Below are 19,620 nucleotides of genomic sequence, written 5' to 3' on the forward strand. Positions count from 1 at the left end.
AATTTGTCAACAAGAAAAAAAAATAAGGACAAACTATATTTTATATTTCTACAGTTTATCCTCTTAAATTACATTCTATTGTTCTTATTAAGTTTTTTTCTAATCTTAAGTCATCTTCTGAAGTTCTTTTTTTAGGGTTTGATGTTCTTCCACCTGCTCTTCTAATCTTTTGAGAAATATGTCTCTCTTCTAGCATTCTATCTATATTTTCTTCTGTATATAAATATCCTTTTGGATTTAATATATGAGCTTTTTTCCCTAAACAAATTGCTGCAACCCCATAATCTTGACTAATTACTACATCATTTGACTCACATATATTTACTACATACATATCTACACTTTGAAATCCACTATCTACAACTTTAACTTCACCATAATCTAAAGTTATGTAATGATGGATGTCACAAAATACCATTAATTCTAACCCATATTTTTTTGCTATTTTTTGAATAATGGAGATACCTGGACAGGCATCTCCATCTACTATAATTCTCACTATTTTAATTTAGCTTCTAATTCAGCCTTTAATTCTTCATATCCAGGCTTTCCTAGTAAAGCAAACATATTCTTCTTGTAAGCTTCAACTCCTGGTTGGTCAAATGGATTAACTCCTAAGATATATCCGCTTATTGCACAAGCTTTTTCAAAGAAGTAAACCATATATCCAAAGTAATATGGGCTAAGCTCTGGAATATTTACTACCATGTTAGGAACTCCACCATCATTGTGTGCTAATAAAGTTCCGTTAAATGCTTGTTTATTAACAAAATCTATAGTTTTTCCAGCTAAGAAGTTTAATCCATCAAGATCTCCTTCTGCCTTTTCTATTTTAACTTCTCTCTTAGCTTTTTCTACATTTAGAACAGTTTCAAACATTATTCTCTTACCTTCTTGAATGAATTGTCCCATTGAATGTAAATCTGTTGAGAAGTCAACTGCTGCAGGGAATATTCCTTTTTGGTCTTTTCCTTCTGATTCACCAAATAATTGTTTCCACCATTCATTAAAGTAGTGTAAACCTGGTTCGTAGTTAACTAGTATTTCTACATCTTTACCTTTGTTATATAGAGCATTTCTCATTGCAGCATACTTGTAACAATCGTTATTTTTAAGATCTGGAGTAGCATATGCTTCTCTTGCATCAGCAGCTCCTTGCATCATTTCATCTATGCTAATTCCAGCAACAGCTATTGGTAATAAACCAACTGCAGTTAAAACTGAGAATCTTCCTCCAACATCATCTGGAATAACAAATGTTTCATATCCCATTTCATCAGCTAATGATTTTAAAGCTCCTTTGCTCTTATCAGTAGTTGCAAAAATTCTTTCCTTAGCTCCATCTATTCCATATTTCTTTTCCATATAATCTTTAAATACTCTAAATGCTATTGCAGGCTCTGTTGTAGTACCTGATTTTGAAATAACATTTACGCTGATATCGATACCTTCTATAGCATCTAAAAGATCAGCTAAATATGTTGAACTTATATTGTTACCAACAAAGAATACCTTTGGCGTATTTCTCTTATCATTTCCTAATACATTATAGAAATTGCTGTTTAACATTTCTATAGCTGCTCTAGGTCCTAGGTATGAACCACCAATTCCTATAACTATTAAAGCTTCTGAATTCTTTTTTATTCTTTCAGCAGCATTTTTTATTCTTGAAAATTCTTCCTTGTCATAGTTAACAGGTAAGTCTAACCATCCTAAAAAGTCATTACCTGCTCCTATTTTATTATGAAGAGTTTCATGAGCCCCTTTTACCATTACTTCCATATGATCTAATTCTTGCAAACTTGCATATGGTTCTACCATAGATAAATCTAATCTTAAACCTTTATTCATCTTCATACCTCCGAATCTTTCTGGGAATTTTTGCTGATTTAATCAATAATCATTATACCATAATTTAAATTATATTCCTTATTTTTTTTGCTTTATAACTTATTTTGTTACTTTATATAAAATACTCATATTATTTTCTGTTATTATTTAAATACTATACATAAATCAATTTAAATTAAATTCTCATATTAATTAAGATTTAATATAAGTAAATTTAAAAAGAGTAGATAAATTTAAATTAAACTTATCTACTCATCATCTTAACTCCTAAGGAATTTTCATTAATTCTTTTATACATCCATTATTTTAATCATTAATCTTATATTAGTAATCTTCTAAATTATCCATTAATACAGCTTCTTAATCTTAATAATTCCGAAGGAATTTCATCTCAACTATTCACTATTTTACTTTTCCTAGGCTAATACTAAATCCTTCAAATACACCCAGCTTGATATTTCTTTTAATAATGCTTTATTATCTGTTATTTGACTAACTGTATAAGTTCCTTGTTTGACCCAATCTGGAATTGATTCTCCTGTTGCATAGTTAGTACCTGTAACTCTTACTGTAGATCCCACTACTATAGTTGAAACTGGATATACTTTAACTCCATTACCATTGAATACACTATAGCCTGGATTTGCATCTGCACAATCTTTTGCATTTTGTAAGTTACTAAATGCTCCTATTTGTGAAGCAGCATCTTCCCATGTCTTTCTAACTCTATATAATTCAGTTGTTGGTGGATTTGAAGTATCTAGTTCATCTTGAATCATATTTAAGAATCTTTGCCATCCCATGTCTAAAGTTCTATGAGGACAATATTTCCCACTAAAATCTTGATGTTTTCTAATTTGAGCTATACCCCATCCATATTGCTTTAATAATGCTGCAACTTCTTTTGCTGCTCTTTTTTCAGCATTTATAAATCTAGTACCACCTGATTTTGAATAACAAATTTCAACAGATATATAATTTCTGTTTCCATCTCCTGTTGATCCATCTCCTGCATGCCAAGCATTACGATTAAATGGTATTCCTTGAATAGCTTCCACGTCATCTATTCCAATATGGAAAGATACACTATTAGTATTTGATTGCATATAAGATATTTCATTTGCTGCACTTGCATCATTTGCAGTGTTATGAATGCATATCCCCTTTGGTGTCATTGAATATGGGCATTTTATACTGTATTTGTCTGATGATATAAGTCTTTGTACTAAAGCCATTTTAAATCCTCTCCTTTTTAATTTTAATTTTTTCTTTTAATTTTTTATTTTGAAGCTAGCTTCCTACATCTATTACATATGCACTTTTGAAAAATTTTTAAAATTTTTTTAAAATTTCTTTAAATTATTTTGTAAATATTATATAAGCGGATGGAGATACTAAATAATGCTTTATAATCTATTATTAAAGGTTGTGATTTTATGGGAAAAATGAAAAACATTAAAGAATTAATAAATGTTCAAGCTAAATCTTGCACAAATCATGCAAAACCTTCTAAAGAACCTAATGATGGGTATTTTATTGAAAGAGATCCTAATGATAGCTTTAGCTCTGAAGGAACAGTAAGATATGGTGAAGAGCAAGATGTCGATGACTTATAAAACTTACTACTATATTAAATTTTTCAAAGGGGCTCGCGTTTCGCGAGGCCCTTTATAAAAATAAGAGATTAACTTTTTTAAATCAATAAAGCTTACTTGAAATTGAATATATTTTATATTAAATAGATTTCTGATACTGCACATTTATGTTTCTTAAATGTGCATTTATTTTATGCTATAATATAAACTAATTTTGTAAATTAATTAAAATGAGGTGTTTATTTATGAGTATAAGAGTTCAATATAATTGCTTAAATGTTAATTGGAATGATGTGATAGAAATACTAAAAACTGTAGGAATGTCTTATTTAGACGCCGAAATTCATAAAATATCCTTTGAAAACAGTCATACTGTTATATTTGTTTTTAATGATGACAAATTAATCGGATTTGGACGAGCTATTTCTGATGGTGTTAGGCAAGCAGCCATTTATGATGTAGCAATAGACCCTGAATATCAAGGTAAAGGATTAGGAAGATTAATTTTAAATGGTATTAAAGAAAAACTTCCTAATTGCAATTTTATATTGTATGCTGCACCAGGAAAGGAACCATTTTACGAAAAAGTAGGCTTTGGAAAACTAAAAACAGGTATGGGGCTATTTGCAGATATGTCTAAAATGAAAGATAAAGGATTTATAAAATAATCCATTCTTTTATTTTGGTTACTTTATTTAAATAAAATAGGCATCTCATAACTTTAGATTACTGAGATGCCTACTATTTTTACATACTAATTTATTTCTTAACCAAATATATTTATAAATAATGTTATTATAGCAGAATTTATAAAATCAATAAATAATCCACCTACAATAGGAACTACAAAATACGGAGTCTGACTGAAACCATATTTATTTGTAAGCGCATCCATATTGGCTATTGCATTTGCTGTTGATCCCATACCAAACCCGCATATAGCTGATGAAAAGACTGCTGCTTCATAATTTTTCCCCATAGTTTTAAATACAATTACGAATGCAAAAATCCCCATAAGAATTGTTTGTGAGATAAGCATAACAATCATAGGAAGTGCTAAATCAAATAATTCCCATAATTTTAATCCCATCAATGCCAATGAAAGATAGAAAGAAAGACTTATACCTCCTAAGGTTTCTATTTCCTTATCTTCTATTTCAAAGCCTTTAAAATCACTTATATTTTTAATAATAGCAGCTGAAATCATTGCTCCTATATACGATGGAAAAGTTAGACCCAAGCTTTGTATATATTTAGTTATAATAGATCCTATACCCATAGCAATAAAAATCCATGAAGTTGCCTTCATTAACCTATTATAACTTAAACTTGCAGATTCATCATGATGAAAATCACTTAAAGGAATATCTCTATCATGATATTCTTTTGGAGTTTTTATATTATTTCTTTCTATTAAAGACTTTGCAAGGAACCCTCCAAGAATACTACCCATTACTAGTCCAAATGTTGCTGATGCAAAAGAAACTGTAGTAGCTCCCTTAACTCCAATTTCCTCTAGTAGTGGACCAAAGGATCCTGCTGTACCATGCCCCCCTATTAGTGGGATTGAGCCTGTTGAAAGTCCCAATAATGGATTTAAATTGAATACTGCTGCTAACGCTACTCCAATTAAATCTTGAAAAATTACCAAGATTATTGATAGTATTAAAAAAATAGCTACTTTTATTCCACCATTTTTTAATACCTTAATACTAGCTGTATATCCTATACTAGTAAAAAATGCCGTCATAAAAACATTTTGAAGTGTGACATCTAATGTTATTGTTGCAATATGAGTCACTTTTAATATTAATATTATTAATGCAAAAGTCATTCCTCCAACTACAGCAGATGGTATACAGTACTTTTCCAATACTTTTATTTTCTTTCTTAAATATACTCCAAAGTAAAATACAACTGTTGCTAATGCCATTGTTTGAAATATGTCTAATTTAAAATCCATGTATTCACTTCTCTCCTCTTTAGTTTATATTTTATAATATGTACCATTACTTTATTTTTTATTAAAATGTGCTTTTAAAATGTAAAATTACTATAAAATATTCATTTTGTCAAATCATTATTTTCCATATTTTAATGTTAACGTTCACTTTATAAATGGCTTGTTTAAATTCATCAGATAATATCTTTTAAAAACTAGAATCAATCTAATATCTTAAAATCTTATGAAGCTAATAATAAAGTTTTATAGTATATTTTTAATATACTTTTATTATATTTCGTAACAATGTAAGCATCTTTAACATATTATAGACTATGTGCATTATAGAGATATAATGTTCAAATATACTAATGATAAATGGAGATGAATCTGATATGACACGTGATTATTCAAATAATGATTATGAATATGAAGATTACAAAGATGAAGATAAATACGGTAAGGACTCTTATAAGAAGCCTTGCAAAGAGTATGATGACTATGATGATGACGATGATAAGCGTTGCAAGAAGCATGACAAAGACAACGATAAGCGCTGCAAGAAATATTACGAAGAGTACCTTGATAGATATTGTAAGAAACGTGAAGATGACAAAAAAGATGATGATAAAAAACGTTGCAAGAAGCATGACAAAGACAACGATAAGCGCTGTAAGAAATACTACGAAGAGTACCTTGATAGATATTGTAAGAAACGTGAAGATGACAAAAAAGATGATGATAAAAAACGTTGCAAGAAGCATGATGATGAAGACAGATGTTGTAAAAAGCATGATGACGACGATGACGATGATAAGTGTTGCAAGAAGAATGACAAAGACAACGATAAGCGCTGCAAGAAATACTACGAAGAGTACCTTGATAGATATTGTAAGAAACGTGAAGATGACAAAAAAGATGACTATAACGACAACGATTATTCTGTTGAAAAGTATTTTTATTGGTGTAAAGATGAGTACGAAAACTCTAAAAAGTATAGATAATATAATCATTTTGTAAAATAGTGTTTATAATCCTTTAATTTAAAAATTTAGGAGTAACTATTATTTAGTTACTCCTTTTATTATACTTTTAATAATTAAATATAAATTGTTTAATTATTTGAGCACACATTTATTATAAAACCAATACAGTAATTAGCTTCCTAAATCCGCTTCCTATTCTTCATCCTGCAATGCATCATATCCATGTTCATTTGTACGAATCTTTATTACATCTTCTACATCATAAATAAATATTTTTCCATCCCCAATATTTCCTGTATAAAGTACCTTTTGAACAGTTTTAACAAGAATTTCAATTGGAATTTTACATATAATAACGTCAATCTTAACCTTAGGAAGCAACCTTGTCTCCATAGGTACCCCCATGAAATAGGTTGGATTTCCATTTTGCATACCATGTCCAAGAACATTTGTAACTGTAAGCCCAGTAACACCAAGCTTTTCAAGAGCAGCTTGCAATTCTGAGAATTTGTTTTGATTTGTAATTATAGTAACCTTTGTTATTTTTTCACCTTGGTGTTCTTTGTGAATAACAGGTATTGCAACCTCTTCTGAAACAGTGTTTGCATTTGTAGGAATAGATTTATTATCTAACTTGATATCTTCTACACTATTTGTATATGCTGTTCCATTTGCAACTGGAGCGAAGTCTGGATAAGCAATATTTCCATGTTCTCCAATATCAAGACCTGCAATTTCTTCTTCTGGAGATACACGAATGCCAATGGTTTTCTTAATTAAATACCAAACTAGTAAAGATGAAATAAATACAAATGCACCTACAGCAATTATACCTATAAGTTGAATCCAAATAAGTTCGAATCCGCCTCCATAGAAAAGACCATTTTTAGTTGATAGACTTGTAACTCCTTCTCTTGCAAATAACCCTACACAGATTGTCCCAAAAACACCACAGCAAAGATGAACAGCTGTTGCCCCTACTGGATCGTCAACTTTTATTTTATCGAAAAACATTACTGCATATACAACTATAATACCAGCTATAGCTCCAATTAATAAAGAAGCTTCAATGCTAACATATGCACAACTACCTGTAATTCCTACTAGTCCTGCAAGACAGCCATTTATAGTCATTCCTAAGTCAGGCTTTCCTATTACAATCCACGAAGTAGCTGTTGATGTTAATATAGCTGCAATTGCTGCAGTATTAGTTGTCATTAGTATATGCATAACATCAGCTGGATTTTGAAAACTCATTGTTGATCCAGGATTAAAACCAAACCATCCAAGCCAAAGCACAAATAAACCTATAACGGCTAGTGACATATTATGCCCTGGAATAGCTTTTGCCTTTCCATCTTTACCGTATTTCCCAATACGAGGTCCAAGAATTAATGCTCCAGCAAGAGCAGCCCAGCCTCCAACTGAATGTACAACCGTGTCACCTGCAAAATCCATAAATCCTATACTTGCAAGCCAGCCACTTCCCCATACCCAATGACCTATTATTGGATATATAACAAGTGTGAGCACAAATGAGAAAACAATAAATGAGATATATTTTACACGTTCAGCAACAGCACCTGAAACTATCGTTGCTGCAGTACCACAGAAAACTAATTGAAAGAAAAACTTTCCCCAGAAAGGAACATTTGATGTCAATGTTTCATTATAAAATGAGAGATCGGCATTTCCTAAAATAAAAATATTCTTAGTTCCTACGAATGGGTTGTCCCCTCCAAACATTAGCCCCCAACCTAATAGCATAAATCCAAGAGAAGAAACTGCAAACACAATAAAGTTTTTTGAGAGAATGTTGACAGTATTCTTTGATCTTGCAAAACCTGCTTCAACTGATGCAAATCCCAAGTTCATAAAGAAAACTAAAATAGCTGCAACTAATACCCACATGGTATCAATAATCATTGTAGCATTCATCATATATAATACCCCCTAACTAAATAAAAAAGAGAGCAGAGACGTTTTTCTAAGAACGTCTCTGCTCTCTTTTTGTTATTAATAATATAATATCATAACTAAAATACCTTGTCAATATTTCCCATATAAACTAAATAAACATCTTACTTCTAGTTTAAATTCAGTAATTCTATACAACATGCTGGTAAGTTATTATGTCTTTCCAGATACCAATTCAGCAATTGAACAACACATTGATAATATTTATACAAAGATACCCATATTTAAATGACTTATAGCTATTATAAATGCCACTAAAATCATAATCATCGTACTAGTTCAAATGCAATAAACTTATTAACCTAATGGTAAGATTTCAACTATCTCCATAAATACAGCAGTTGAAGCGTCTTTTAATTGTGCTTCCTTTACTAATTCATTTATTTTATCTTCATCCGTAATAGTCTTCAATATCACTCTTGCCCCTTGATTTCTTAAAGCTTTATCTTCTGCTTCAGGATTATGGGCAAATAAAGATAGAACAGCTATTTGTCTTTCTAACATATTCTTCTTAGTATTTCCTTCTGTAGCTATATTAAATAGTAAAGTATTATCATTCACTAATCCAGGAACTATAGTTGCTGCATTTGGTGTTCCATCTTCATTTGTTGTAGAAACAACAACTGCTGCTGCTTTACTAACATTATTTTTTAAAACTTCTTTTACCTTTGCTTCATCCCATGAACTTTCCCCATAATATACTTCTGTAGATGCCTTAGAAATAGTATCCACACTTGCTGTAACAGTTTCATTTTCTTTTTGCTCTGAGCAAGCTATCATGGATAATGTCATACCTCCACATAATAATAATGCAATCAATTTCTTTTTCATCTTATTACCACCCCTGCAATTTTTATGTAACCATTCTCATTATATACGCCTTTTCTACTTTTTACAACAAAATACTCATTTTATTTGTATTATTTTTAACAAAAATAAATCGTAGGCCTATAAATATAGCCTACGATTAAAATTATTATTCAAACTCTATAGTTGCAGGTGGCTTTCCTGTACAATCATACATTACACGGTTAACACCTTTAACTTCATTTACTATTCTAGTTGTTACTTTTCCAAGTACTTCCCATGGAAGATCTGCTGATTCTGCTGTCATAAAGTCACTTGTAGTTACTGCACGAAGAACTACTGCATAATCATAAGTTCTTTCATCTCCCATTACACCAACTGAACGCATATTAGTAAGTGCTGCAAAGTATTGACCTAGTTCTTTATCAACTCCTGCATTTGCTATTTCTTCTCTGTAAATTGCATCTGCATCTTGAACTATTCTAACTTTTTCTGCTGTTACTTCACCAATTATACGTATTCCAAGACCTGGTCCTGGGAATGGTTGTCTGTAAACTAATTTTTCTGGTATTCCAAGTTCTAAACCTGCTTTACGTACTTCATCCTTAAATAATAGTCTTAAAGGTTCAATTATTTCTTTAAAATCTACATAGTCTGGAAGTCCTCCAACATTATGATGTGATTTTATAACTGCTGATTTTCCTAGACCACTTTCAATTACGTCTGGATAAATAGTTCCTTGTACTAAGAAATCTACTGTTCCAATCTTCTTAGCTTCTTCTTCAAATACTCTTATAAATTCTTCTCCAATTATTTTTCTCTTTTGCTCTGGCTCTTCTATTCCTTTTAACTTTTCATAGAATCTTTCTTGAGCATTTACACGTATAAAGTTTAAGTCATATTGTCCATTAGGTCCAAATACTTCTTCAACTTCATCTCCTTCATTTTTACGAAGTAAACCATGATCAACAAATACACAAGTTAATTGATTTCCTACAGCTTTTGAAAGTAATACTGCTGCAACAGATGAATCAACCCCACCTGATAATGCACATAAAACTTTACCATCTCCAACTTTTTCACGGATTTCTTCAATTGTCTTCTCTACAAATGAATCCATTTTCCAATCACCAGAACATTCACAAACATTATATAAGAAGTTTGATATCATCTTTGTTCCTTCTTGTGTATGCATAACTTCTGGATGGAATTGAACTGCATATAAATTCTTTTCTTGGCACTCCATTGCAGCAACTGGACACACTGGTGTATTAGCTATTATTTTAAATCCTTCTGGAGCTTTTTCTATGTAATCTGTATGACTCATCCAACAAATAGTTGATGATGATACCCCATCAAATATCTTTGAATCTACATTTACATCAACTTTTGTCTTTCCATATTCACTTACAGGTGCAGTAGCAACCTTTCCTCCAAGCATATGAGCCATTAATTGTGAACCATAACAAATTCCAAGTATAGGAATTCCAGCTTCAAATAAAGCTTTATCACATAAAGGAGAATCTTCCCCATATACACTATTTGGTCCACCTGTAAATATTATTCCCTTTGGATTCATTTCCTTTATTTCATCAACGCTTAAAGTATGTGGGTGAACTTCACAATAAACACCACATTCCCTAACTCTTCTAGCTATCAATTGGTTATATTGTCCACCGAAGTCAACAACTAAAATTAACTCTTTATTCATGGGTACCTCCAAAATTTCTTTAATGTATAGTTGACAATTGACAATTAATAATTAAGGATGAAATTCAGCCAAAGCTGAATTTCTTAAATAAAAATTTTTCCTACAACTCAGTTTATCTGAGTCGTTTCCTCAATTATCAATTCTTCATTATCAATTATAAATTGTTCTAATTTATTTCCCTAATTCTTTCACTGCTATTTAAAATTTTAATTTTAAATAAATTCTCACTCTTTCACTTTTCACTATAACTCAGCTCGCCTGAGTTGTCTCCATAATTCTTTCATTTGCCATTTAAAATTGCGATTTTAAATAAAATTTTCATTCTTGCATTCTTTCATTATAACTCAGCTTATCTGAGTTATTTCCTCAATTGTCCATTGTCAATTATCAATCGTCTTTTACTTGCTGTAGTTTGGTGCTTCTTTAGTAATATTAACATCATGTGGATGACTTTCTCTTATTCCTGATGCTGTTTGAACTACAAATTTTGCATTTTCATATAAATCATCTAAAGTAGGTGCTCCTAAGTATCCCATTCCAGATCTTATTCCACCTAATAATTGATAAATTGTATCTGCTACAGCGCCTTTAAATGCAACTCTTCCTTCAACACCTTCTGGTACAAATTTCTTTGTTCCATTTTGGAAGTATCTATCACTTGATCCTTTTTCCATTGCGCCAAGTGATCCCATTCCTCTATAAACTTTATAGCTTCTTCCTTGATATATTTCCATTTCCCCTGGTGCTTCTTCACAACCTGCAAACATTGATCCCATCATTGCAACAGATGCTCCACCAGCTAATGCTTTAACTATATCTCCTGAGTATTTTAATCCTCCATCTGCAATTACTGGAACTCCATGTTTTCTTCCTTCTTCTGCACAATCCATAACTGCTGTTAATTGAGGAACTCCAACACCTGCTACTATTCTTGTTGTACATATTGATCCTGGTCCTATACCAACCTTAACACAATCTGCTCCTGCTTCTATTAAATCTCTTGTAGCTTCAGCAGTTGCTATATTACCAGCTATAATTTGAAGTTCTGGATACTTAGCTTTTATTTTTCTTACTCCATCCATAACTCCTTTTGAATGTCCATGAGCTGTATCTAATGTAATAACATCAACATTAGCTTTAACTAAAGCATCTACTCTATCCATCATATCTTTAGTTACTCCTACTGATGCTCCACATAATAATCTACCTTTTTCATCTTTTGCTGCATTTGGGAAAGCTTTTGCTTTTTCTATATCTTTAATAGTTATTAATCCCTTTAAGTTGTTGTCATTGTCAACTAGAGGAAGTTTTTCTATTTTATGTTTCTTTAATATTTCAAGGGCTTCTTCTAATGTAGTTCCTTCTTTAGATGTTATTAGTGGACTTTTTGTCATAACTTCTGAAATTAATCTATCATAATTTGTTTCAAAAACTATATCTCTATTAGTTATTATTCCAATTAATTTAGTTCCTCTAGTTATTGGAACTCCTGATATTCTATATTGAGCCATAAGTTCTTGAGCTTGTCTTATTGTGTTGTTTTCAGATAAATATATAGGATCTGTTATTACTCCATTTTCTTGTCTTTTTACTCTATCAACTTCTTTTGCTTGCTCTTCTATAGTCATATTTTTATGGATTATTCCTATTCCACCTTCTCTTGCCATTGCAATAGCCATTTTAGACTCTGTTACAGTATCCATACTTGCACTCATTAATGGAATATTTAATGTAATTTTTTTAGTTAATTTAGTTTTTAAGCTAACCTCATTAGGTAAAACCTCTGATTTATTTGGTACTAATAATACATCATCAAAAGTATACGCTGTTTTAATAATTGTTGCCATTAGTCTTCCCCCTTAAAAATGATTTATTTCTTTCACTATTTTGAATTTATGAATGTAATATTTCTTTTTATCTCTATTTTTATGTACAAAAAAAGACATACTAAGCCTCTAAGTGAAGTTAATATGCCTAAAAACGCTATATGACAAATATAGGTATAGTATATCAAAATCACTCATAGTCGGAAATTTAAGGTTTCCGGTAGATACTCTCTGCCATATTCAGAGGATATACGAGTTATTTATGTCTGACTATTTTTAATTTATAGATATTATATATCTACGCCCTATGCTTGTCAATAAGTTTGCAATTTATATTTCAAGTAAAATTTATCAATTGATGTCAATCATTCTCCTAAATCTATTAAATAAATCCCACTATTATCTAAAGAAAGTCTTTTTAAATTATTTTCTGCTGGAGTATAGGTTGAATCAAATACTAATGCAACTCTATAATAATTTTGAGCTACCCTTTTATTCCCAATTAATTCTTCAATAACTCCAAATAGATTTTCTATCTCAGCATTTCTGCTATCCATTACTAAAGCTTCTTTTAAATATAACTCAGCTTTAGAATATTCCTTATTTATTATAGCCTCTCTAGCTTGTTTTATATATTTCTTTAAATCATGATTAGCTTTTAATATTTTTATCTTATTCTTATAGCATTTTTCATTATATTCCATACTTACCTCCTACACCCTAATATAATAGAAGATTATTAATTTAGTTTAATCTTGCATCCTTACAAGTCTATATCCAACCCCTATATGAGTTTGTATATAAGTATTTTTCTCACAATTTTTCTCTATCTTCTTTCTTAGAGTAGCCATAAAAACTCTTAATGATGGAATTTCACTTTCATATGCTATTCCCCATATTTCCTTCAAAATATAGGTATGAGTAAGAACCTTACCTACATTTTTTGCTAACAAGCATAAAAGCTTATATTCTATTGGAGTTAAATGTGTTTCTTCTTTTCCTACAAAAACACATCCTGATACATAATCTATCTTTAAATCTCCGTTTATAAATTCGGTGCTTTCTTCCTTTTTTGAGTTATCATAATTCATCTTTCTAATAGCTACTCTAATTCTTGCTAGTAATTCATCTACACTAAATGGCTTAGTCAAATAATCATCTGCACCAGAATCTAAAGCTTCTATTTTATCTTTATCTTCACTTCTAGCACTTACAACTATAATTGGACAATTAGACCAAGCTCTTATTTTCTTTATTATATCAACACCATCTATATCAGGTAATCCTAAATCTAGTACAATAATATCTGGCTTATGTGATGTTGCTAGTATTATTGCTTGCTCCCCATTTTCTGCTGTAAAACAGTTATAAGAATGAATATCTAAAGTAGCATACATAAAATTTCTTATTGCCTTATCATCCTCAACTACTAAAATTGATACCTTCATTATTTACCTCCACTTGTGATAATGTAAATCCTATTACTGTTCCATGAGGTTTATTATTTCTAACATAAATTTCTCCACCGTGCGCATTTATTATAGACTTGCAAAGAGCAAGCCCTAACCCTAAACCTCTTCTACTATCACCTTTATTTCCATTAACAGTAAAGAACATATCAAAAATACACTCTTGATTTTGTTTACTTATACCTCTACCGTTATCTATAACTTCTACTACGACTTTTCTATATTTACTAAATACGTTAATTTGAATTTCACTTCCTGGTTCAGTATATTTAATTGCATTATCTACTATATTTATCATTACTTGAACTATTAACCTTACATCAACATCAACCATTAATAAGTCATCTTTTAAGTTAACTTTAACTTTATAATCTGAAATTTTACGATTTACATGTTCAAGCGCTTCATTTATTATTTCTTCAATTAATTGTGGCTCAGTATTTAATTTCACATTTCCATTATCTAATCTTGATACAGATAATAGATTTTCAACTAAATTTATTAACCAAACTGAATCATCATAAATATCTAATATTAATTTTTTCTTTGTTTCTTCATCAAATTCATTATTTAATATGGAACTAGCACTTCCAGATATACTGGTAAGTGGTGTTCTTAAATCATGAGAAACTGCTCTTAATAAATTTGCCCTGAACCTCTCATTTTCAGCTTGCATTAATGCATTTTTTTTAGATTCATTTAAAATATATTTCTCTATTGCAAATGAAATTTGACTAAGCATTGCTTCTAGTAATGACTTTTCTCCACTATCAATATTTTCATTTTCTATCATTACTATTCCTATTACAACCATAACATTATTTTGTCCAGTAAGAGGTATATACATAGCCTTCGCTCCTGGTAATGTATCCGTACTAACCCCTGCTCTTTTTTTATTTCTTATTACCCAACTAACTACAGCCTTTTCATCTTCACTTATATATTTCTTATCTATTTCACTACCATCTTCAAACCTATAGTTATATATGCTTTTTATACTCTCATTCTCTACTTCATATATTATGATTGGCTTTTTCAAAAACTTATATAACTGCCTTTGAGCTGTTAAGATTATATCTTCTAAATTATTAGTTCTTTCTAAATCTCTACTTGCCTCTAATAATATATTTGTTCTATTGGCAATTACTGCTGATACATTTGCTTGATATTTAACTTTATTAGTAAGTGTGCTTGTAACTAATGCAGATGTAAGCATTATAATAAATGTAACTAAATATCCTGGATCATAGAAATTAAGAGAAAATCTAGGATCTGTAAAAAGAAAATTAAATAACAGTACACTTGCTAATGAAGCAACTCCACCATAAATAATCCCATCAGTTTTATTTGATATTAATAAAACACCAAGTATAAATACTGTTATTACATTAGCTTCACTAAATCCAAGCTTATATAAAATTGCACTTATTCCTACAGCTAATGCTAATATTACTAGTGTTTTCACTACATCAGAGCTTGATAGTTTTATATTTTTAACTTGATACTTCCTTTTAGCAACAATATCTTCACTATCTGGTATAACATAAAGATCTATTTCAGGAGCTAGTTCTACAATTCTATCTACATATCCTAGCTTAGACTTAAAGAATAATTTTCTCCTTTTTGTTCTTCCTAGAATTATCTTTGATACACCACTTAATTTTGCAAATTCTGCAACTTGATACGGCACATCATCACCATATACAGTTTCTACATTTGCCCCTAAATCTTCAGCAAGCTTTAAATTTTCTCTAAGCTTTTTAATATTTTTTTCATCTAGCTCCTTTGAAACTATTGTTTCTACAAAAAGAGCTGTAAACTCAGCATGAAAGGCTTCTGCCATTCTAGCTGCTGCTCTTATAACTTTAGTATTAGAAGGTGATGAGCTTAAACATACTAGTATATGCTCATTTGTATGATATATTCCTTTGCTATAGCTCTTATTGACGGTAACTTCTTTATTTACTCTATCAGCCGTTTCCCTTAATGCAATTTCACGTAATGCGGCTAGATTTTCTCTTGTAAAAAAGTTGTTCAGTGCCCTTTTGGCTTGCTTTTCCCTGTATATTTTACCTGCATTTAATCTATCTATAAGATCTGAAGGCTCTATATCAATAAGCTCAACTTGAAATGCATCATTGAAAAATCTATCTGGCACTCTTTCCTTTACTACAACATGAGTAATTGATGCAATTATATCATTTAAACTTTCTATATGCTGAACATTAACTGTTGTATAAACATCAATACCTGCACTTAACAACTCTTCTATATCACTATATCTCTTCTTATGCCTTAGTCCATGTGCATTTGTATGTGCAAGCTCATCTACTAATATTAATTCTGGTTTCCTTTGTAATGCTCCATCTAAATCAAACTCTTTTAAAGTTATACCTTTATATTTAACTTCAAGTTTTGGTAAAAGTTCTAATCCATCTAAAAGAGCTAAAGTCTCTGGTCTTGTATGTGGTTCTATATATCCAACTACTACATCTACTCCAGCTTTCTTTGCAGCATGAGCAGCATCCAGCATAGCGTAGGTTTTACCTACACCAGCTGCATAACCAAAAAATATTTTTAACTTTCCTCTTTTATTTTCTAATTCTTCTTCATTAATTTTTTTCAATAACTCTTCTGGATTAGGACGAGTTTCATTCATTTATAGCACCCCTATTTTCAATTGTTATAACTTTCCATCTAAGGCAAGATTAACTTGCAACACATTTACAGTTTCTTCTCCAAATACTCCAAGTGTTCTTCCCTTTGTATATTTTTCAATTATTTGCTCTACTTCATCAGTACTTATATTACGTGCCTTTGCAATTCTTTCTACTTGATATTCTGCTGCTGCAACTGAAATATGAGGATCAAGCCCACTTCCTGATGATGTAACTAAATCTACTGGAATAGGTTCATCTTTTTTATCAGGATTTGATGCTTTTATTTTTTCTATTCTCTCGCTTACTAGCTTTTCATACTCTTCACTTGCTGGACTTAAATTTGAAGGAGCTGCATACATTAATACTTCTCCATTTTCATCTGTAAATGTACTTGTATCTAAGTTCATTACACGTCCCCATAAATACTCATCTCCAGTAAATTCTTGAGCAAGTAATACACTACCATATTTTTTTCCATTAACTTCCATAATACTACCATTTACTTTATCTTTAAATAGTAATTGTGAAGCACCTGTTATAAAAACTGGATATATTAATCCACATATTATCATAAATACTAGTATAAATTTAAATGCTTTACTTATAACTTTCATAATTTATACCTCCTATTATACTAAACCAAGCATAGTTATTATTATATCTATAATCTTTATTGCTATAAATGGAGCTATTATTCCTCCAAGACCATACACTAAAAGATTTCTTGATAACAACTTACTAGCTGGAACTTCTCTATATTTTACACCTTTTAATGCTAATGGAATAAGTGCTATTATTATTAAAGCATTATATATAACAGCTGAAAGTATTGCACTTTCTGGACTACTTAATTTCATTATATTTAATTTTTGTAGTTCAGGATAAAGCCCTAAAAATAATGGTGGTATTATAGCAAAGTATTTTGCTATATCATTTGCAATACTAAATGTTGTTAGTGATCCTCTTGTCATTAAAAGCTGCTTACCAATTCTAACAATTTCTATAAGCTTAGTTGGTGATGAATCTAAATCAACCATGTTTCCAGCTTCTTTTGCTGCTTGTGTTCCTGTATTCATTGCAACAGCAACATCTGCTTGTGCTAAAGCTGGGGCATCGTTTGTTCCATCACCTGTCATTGCAACTAAATGCCCTTTCTTTTGGAAATCTTTTATCATATCTAGCTTTCCTTCTGGTGTTGCCTCTGCTAAGAAGTCATCAACTCCAGCTTCTGCTGCTATTGCTGCTGCAGTAAGTGGGTTATCACCAGTTATCATTATGGTTTTAATACCCATTTTTCTAAGATCTGCAAATTTTTCTTTTACTCCTTGTTTAACTATATCTTTTAAGTGTATTATTCCAAGTACTTTATTATTTTTAGCAACAACTAAAGGAGTCCCTCCAACTTTAGCTATTTCTTTAACCTTCTCTTCGCATTCCTTTGAAAAGAAACCACCTTTTTCTAAAACATATTTCCTAACTGCATCTGAAGCTCCTTTTCTTATTTCATTTCCATTGAAATCTACTCCACTCATTCTTGTTTTAGCTGTAAATTCGATAAAGGTTGCATTGAGACTACTCATATCTCTTCCTCTAATGCCAAACTGTTCTTTAGCTAAAATTACTACACTTCTTCCTTCTGGAGTTTCATCTGCAAGAGATGCTAATTGAGCTGCATCTGCTAACTCTTTTATATCAACTCCATCAACTGGTATAAATTCACTAGCTTGACGATTTCCAAGGGTTATTGTTCCAGTTTTATCTAACATTAATATATCAACATCACCAGCTGCTTCAATTGCTCTTCCACTCATTGCTAATACATTTGCTTGATTTAATCTACTCATTCCAGCTATACCTATTGCTGATAAAAGAGCTCCTATAGTTGTTGGTGCCAAGCAAACTAACAATGCAATTAATGAAGTAATTGAAGTACTATTTACCATACCTGCTTCATTAGAAATAAATACTGAGTAAGTGTACAAAGAAACTGTTACTATAAGGAAAATTATTGTAAGTGCTACTAATAATATTTCAAGTGCCTTTTCATTTGGTGTTTTCTTTCTAGCTGCACCTTCTACCATAGCTATCATTTTATCCATGAAGCTTTCACCAGGATCATTACTTACTTTAATTATAAGCCAGTCAGAAATTACTGTTGTTCCACCTGTTACTGCACTTCTATCTCCACCACTTTCACGGATAACAGGAGCTGATTCTCCTGTTATTGCACTTTCGTCAACTGAAGCTGCACCATCAATAACATCACCATCTGCTGGAATTTGTTCTCCAGCAAAAACAATAACAATATCACCTTTTTTTAGTTCTGTTGAATTTACTTTTACAACTTTATCTTTTTCTTTTGCTGATAATATTTTACTTGCTACAACATCCTTTTTTGCTGAACGTAATGCATCTGCCTGAGCCTTACCACGCCCTTCTGCAATTGCTTCTGCAAAGTTTGCAAATAAAACTGTAAACCAAAGTAAAATTGTTATCCCCAATATAAAACCTGGAGAATTGTCTTTAATTCCAAGTAAAGCTACAAAATATAAAATAGTTGTTATAATAGAAGCTATATATACTATAAACATTACAGGATTGTCCTTTTGTATCTTAGGATTTAACTTTACAAAGGAGTCCTTAATTGCTCTTTTTACCATTTTTTTATCAGATAAAATACTATTGTTATTTTTCATATATTATCCCCCCATTCTATCCTGTTAGTGTAAAGTTTTTTTACACTACTTCTCTTTTAAAATCTTTATATATCAAGGTTTCGCAAGTTTTTTGTATAAA

16 protein-coding genes and 1 riboswitch are annotated in these 19,620 nt (G+C 30.7%); of the genes, 3 read left to right on the forward strand and 13 right to left on the reverse strand.

Translation table 11 applies throughout. The features are described from left to right. Positions 1–55: 55 nt before the first annotated feature. The 3 genes from I2A75_RS16335 to I2A75_RS16345 all read right to left on the reverse strand — a co-directional run bounded on the left by I2A75_RS16335 (position 56) and on the right by I2A75_RS16345 (position 3,086). On the reverse strand, positions 56–499 hold the full coding sequence (locus I2A75_RS16335) for a YaiI/YqxD family protein (RefSeq protein WP_195266598.1): 444 nt from the start codon (positions 497–499) through the stop codon (positions 56–58). After that, positions 499–1,851 carry a glucose-6-phosphate isomerase gene (locus I2A75_RS16340; protein ID WP_195266600.1) on the reverse strand — a complete coding sequence of 451 codons (1,353 nt, stop codon included), beginning with the start codon at positions 1,849–1,851 and terminating at the stop codon, positions 499–501. The genes I2A75_RS16335 and I2A75_RS16340 overlap by 1 nt, the downstream gene beginning before the upstream one ends. Before the next feature lie 416 nt (positions 1,852–2,267). Further along, on the reverse strand, positions 2,268–3,086 hold the full coding sequence (locus tag I2A75_RS16345) for an N-acetylmuramoyl-L-alanine amidase (protein ID WP_195266610.1): 819 nt from the start codon (positions 3,084–3,086) through the stop codon (positions 2,268–2,270). A gap of 201 nt (positions 3,087–3,287) precedes the next feature. Here I2A75_RS16345 and I2A75_RS16350 point away from each other — a divergent pair, with 201 nt between their 5' ends. Together I2A75_RS16350 and I2A75_RS16355 are read left to right on the forward strand one after the other, a co-directional pair. Next, complete coding sequence (locus tag I2A75_RS16350) at positions 3,288–3,467, forward strand: hypothetical protein (protein ID WP_195266612.1); 180 nt, start codon at positions 3,288–3,290, stop codon at positions 3,465–3,467. A 224-nt stretch (positions 3,468–3,691) separates the two neighbouring features. Next, positions 3,692–4,114, forward strand: a complete 423-nt coding sequence (locus tag I2A75_RS16355) for a GNAT family N-acetyltransferase (RefSeq protein WP_195266614.1) — start codon at positions 3,692–3,694, stop codon at positions 4,112–4,114. A gap of 98 nt (positions 4,115–4,212) precedes the next feature. On the opposite strand, the gene gltS is transcribed toward I2A75_RS16355, so the two are convergent. Then, the gene (gltS, locus tag I2A75_RS16360; protein ID WP_195266617.1) at positions 4,213–5,409 is read right to left on the reverse strand and encodes a sodium/glutamate symporter; all 1,197 of its coding nucleotides are present in this window, start codon (positions 5,407–5,409) and stop codon (positions 4,213–4,215) included. A 374-nt stretch (positions 5,410–5,783) separates the two neighbouring features. On the opposite strand from gltS, the gene I2A75_RS16365 reads away from it, so the two are divergent. Further along, on the forward strand, positions 5,784–6,392 hold the full coding sequence (locus tag I2A75_RS16365) for a hypothetical protein (RefSeq protein WP_195266619.1): 609 nt from the start codon (positions 5,784–5,786) through the stop codon (positions 6,390–6,392). A gap of 174 nt (positions 6,393–6,566) precedes the next feature. Here the strand turns inward: I2A75_RS16365 and I2A75_RS16370 are convergent, their stop codons facing one another. The 9 genes from I2A75_RS16370 to kdpB form a co-directional block, all read right to left on the reverse strand. After that, on the reverse strand, positions 6,567–8,312 hold the full coding sequence (locus tag I2A75_RS16370; protein WP_195266640.1) for an ammonium transporter: 1,746 nt from the start codon (positions 8,310–8,312) through the stop codon (positions 6,567–6,569). 336 nt (positions 8,313–8,648) lie between these two features. Then, entirely contained in the window at positions 8,649–9,182 is a 534-nt protein-coding gene (locus I2A75_RS16375; protein ID WP_195266622.1) for a pyridoxamine 5'-phosphate oxidase family protein, read from the reverse strand. A gap of 145 nt (positions 9,183–9,327) precedes the next feature. Beyond that, complete coding sequence (gene guaA / locus I2A75_RS16380; protein ID WP_195266624.1) at positions 9,328–10,869, reverse strand: glutamine-hydrolyzing GMP synthase; 1,542 nt, start codon at positions 10,867–10,869, stop codon at positions 9,328–9,330. A gap of 398 nt (positions 10,870–11,267) precedes the next feature. Then, positions 11,268–12,716, reverse strand: coding sequence for an IMP dehydrogenase (guaB, locus tag I2A75_RS16385; RefSeq protein WP_195266626.1), 1,449 nt, complete (start codon positions 12,714–12,716; stop codon positions 11,268–11,270). A 156-nt stretch (positions 12,717–12,872) separates the two neighbouring features. Next, positions 12,873–12,970, reverse strand: a riboswitch (purine riboswitch). Between the two features lie 90 nt (positions 12,971–13,060). Then, positions 13,061–13,399: a hypothetical protein gene (locus I2A75_RS16390; protein ID WP_195266628.1), complete on the reverse strand. Its 339-nt coding sequence runs from the start codon at positions 13,397–13,399 to the stop codon at positions 13,061–13,063. Positions 13,400–13,444: 45 nt separating this feature from the next. Next, positions 13,445–14,143 carry a response regulator transcription factor gene (locus I2A75_RS16395; RefSeq protein ID WP_195266630.1) on the reverse strand — a complete coding sequence of 233 codons (699 nt, stop codon included), beginning with the start codon at positions 14,141–14,143 and terminating at the stop codon, positions 13,445–13,447. Next, a complete protein-coding gene (locus I2A75_RS16400; RefSeq protein WP_195266632.1) occupies positions 14,118–16,823 on the reverse strand; it encodes a sensor histidine kinase KdpD in 2,706 nt (901 codons plus the stop codon). Before I2A75_RS16400 ends, I2A75_RS16395 begins: the two co-directional genes overlap by 26 nt. A 24-nt stretch (positions 16,824–16,847) precedes the next feature. Next, positions 16,848–17,438, reverse strand: coding sequence for a potassium-transporting ATPase subunit KdpC (gene kdpC / locus I2A75_RS16405; RefSeq protein ID WP_195266634.1), 591 nt, complete (start codon positions 17,436–17,438; stop codon positions 16,848–16,850). Between the two features lie 15 nt (positions 17,439–17,453). Then, on the reverse strand, positions 17,454–19,520 hold the full coding sequence (kdpB, locus tag I2A75_RS16410) for a potassium-transporting ATPase subunit KdpB (RefSeq protein ID WP_195266636.1): 2,067 nt from the start codon (positions 19,518–19,520) through the stop codon (positions 17,454–17,456). Positions 19,521–19,620 lie beyond the last annotated feature (100 nt).

This window comes from Clostridium sp. 1001275B_160808_H3 (assembly GCF_015550425.1).
Taxonomy (GTDB): domain Bacteria; phylum Bacillota; class Clostridia; order Clostridiales; family Clostridiaceae; genus Clostridium.

Coding starts and splice junctions, on each gene's coding strand:
- I2A75_RS16340 (WP_195266600.1), bottom strand. CDS start 1,851: ATGAATAAAGGTTTAAGATTAGATTTATCTATGGTAGAACCATATGCA.
- I2A75_RS16345 (WP_195266610.1), bottom strand. CDS start 3,086: ATGGCTTTAGTACAAAGACTTATATCATCAGACAAATACAGTATAAAA.
- I2A75_RS16350 (WP_195266612.1), top strand. CDS start 3,288: ATGGGAAAAATGAAAAACATTAAAGAATTAATAAATGTTCAAGCTAAA.
- I2A75_RS16355 (WP_195266614.1), top strand. CDS start 3,692: ATGAGTATAAGAGTTCAATATAATTGCTTAAATGTTAATTGGAATGAT.
- gltS (WP_195266617.1), bottom strand. CDS start 5,409: ATGGATTTTAAATTAGACATATTTCAAACAATGGCATTAGCAACAGTT.
- I2A75_RS16365 (WP_195266619.1), top strand. CDS start 5,784: ATGACACGTGATTATTCAAATAATGATTATGAATATGAAGATTACAAA.
- I2A75_RS16370 (WP_195266640.1), bottom strand. CDS start 8,312: ATGAATGCTACAATGATTATTGATACCATGTGGGTATTAGTTGCAGCT.
- I2A75_RS16375 (WP_195266622.1), bottom strand. CDS start 9,182: ATGAAAAAGAAATTGATTGCATTATTATTATGTGGAGGTATGACATTA.
- guaA (WP_195266624.1), bottom strand. CDS start 10,869: ATGAATAAAGAGTTAATTTTAGTTGTTGACTTCGGTGGACAATATAAC.
- guaB (WP_195266626.1), bottom strand. CDS start 12,716: ATGGCAACAATTATTAAAACAGCGTATACTTTTGATGATGTATTATTA.
- I2A75_RS16390 (WP_195266628.1), bottom strand. CDS start 13,399: ATGGAATATAATGAAAAATGCTATAAGAATAAGATAAAAATATTAAAA.
- I2A75_RS16395 (WP_195266630.1), bottom strand. CDS start 14,143: ATGAAGGTATCAATTTTAGTAGTTGAGGATGATAAGGCAATAAGAAAT.
- I2A75_RS16400 (WP_195266632.1), bottom strand. CDS start 16,823: ATGAATGAAACTCGTCCTAATCCAGAAGAGTTATTGAAAAAAATTAAT.
- kdpC (WP_195266634.1), bottom strand. CDS start 17,438: ATGAAAGTTATAAGTAAAGCATTTAAATTTATACTAGTATTTATGATA.
- kdpB (WP_195266636.1), bottom strand. CDS start 19,520: ATGAAAAATAACAATAGTATTTTATCTGATAAAAAAATGGTAAAAAGA.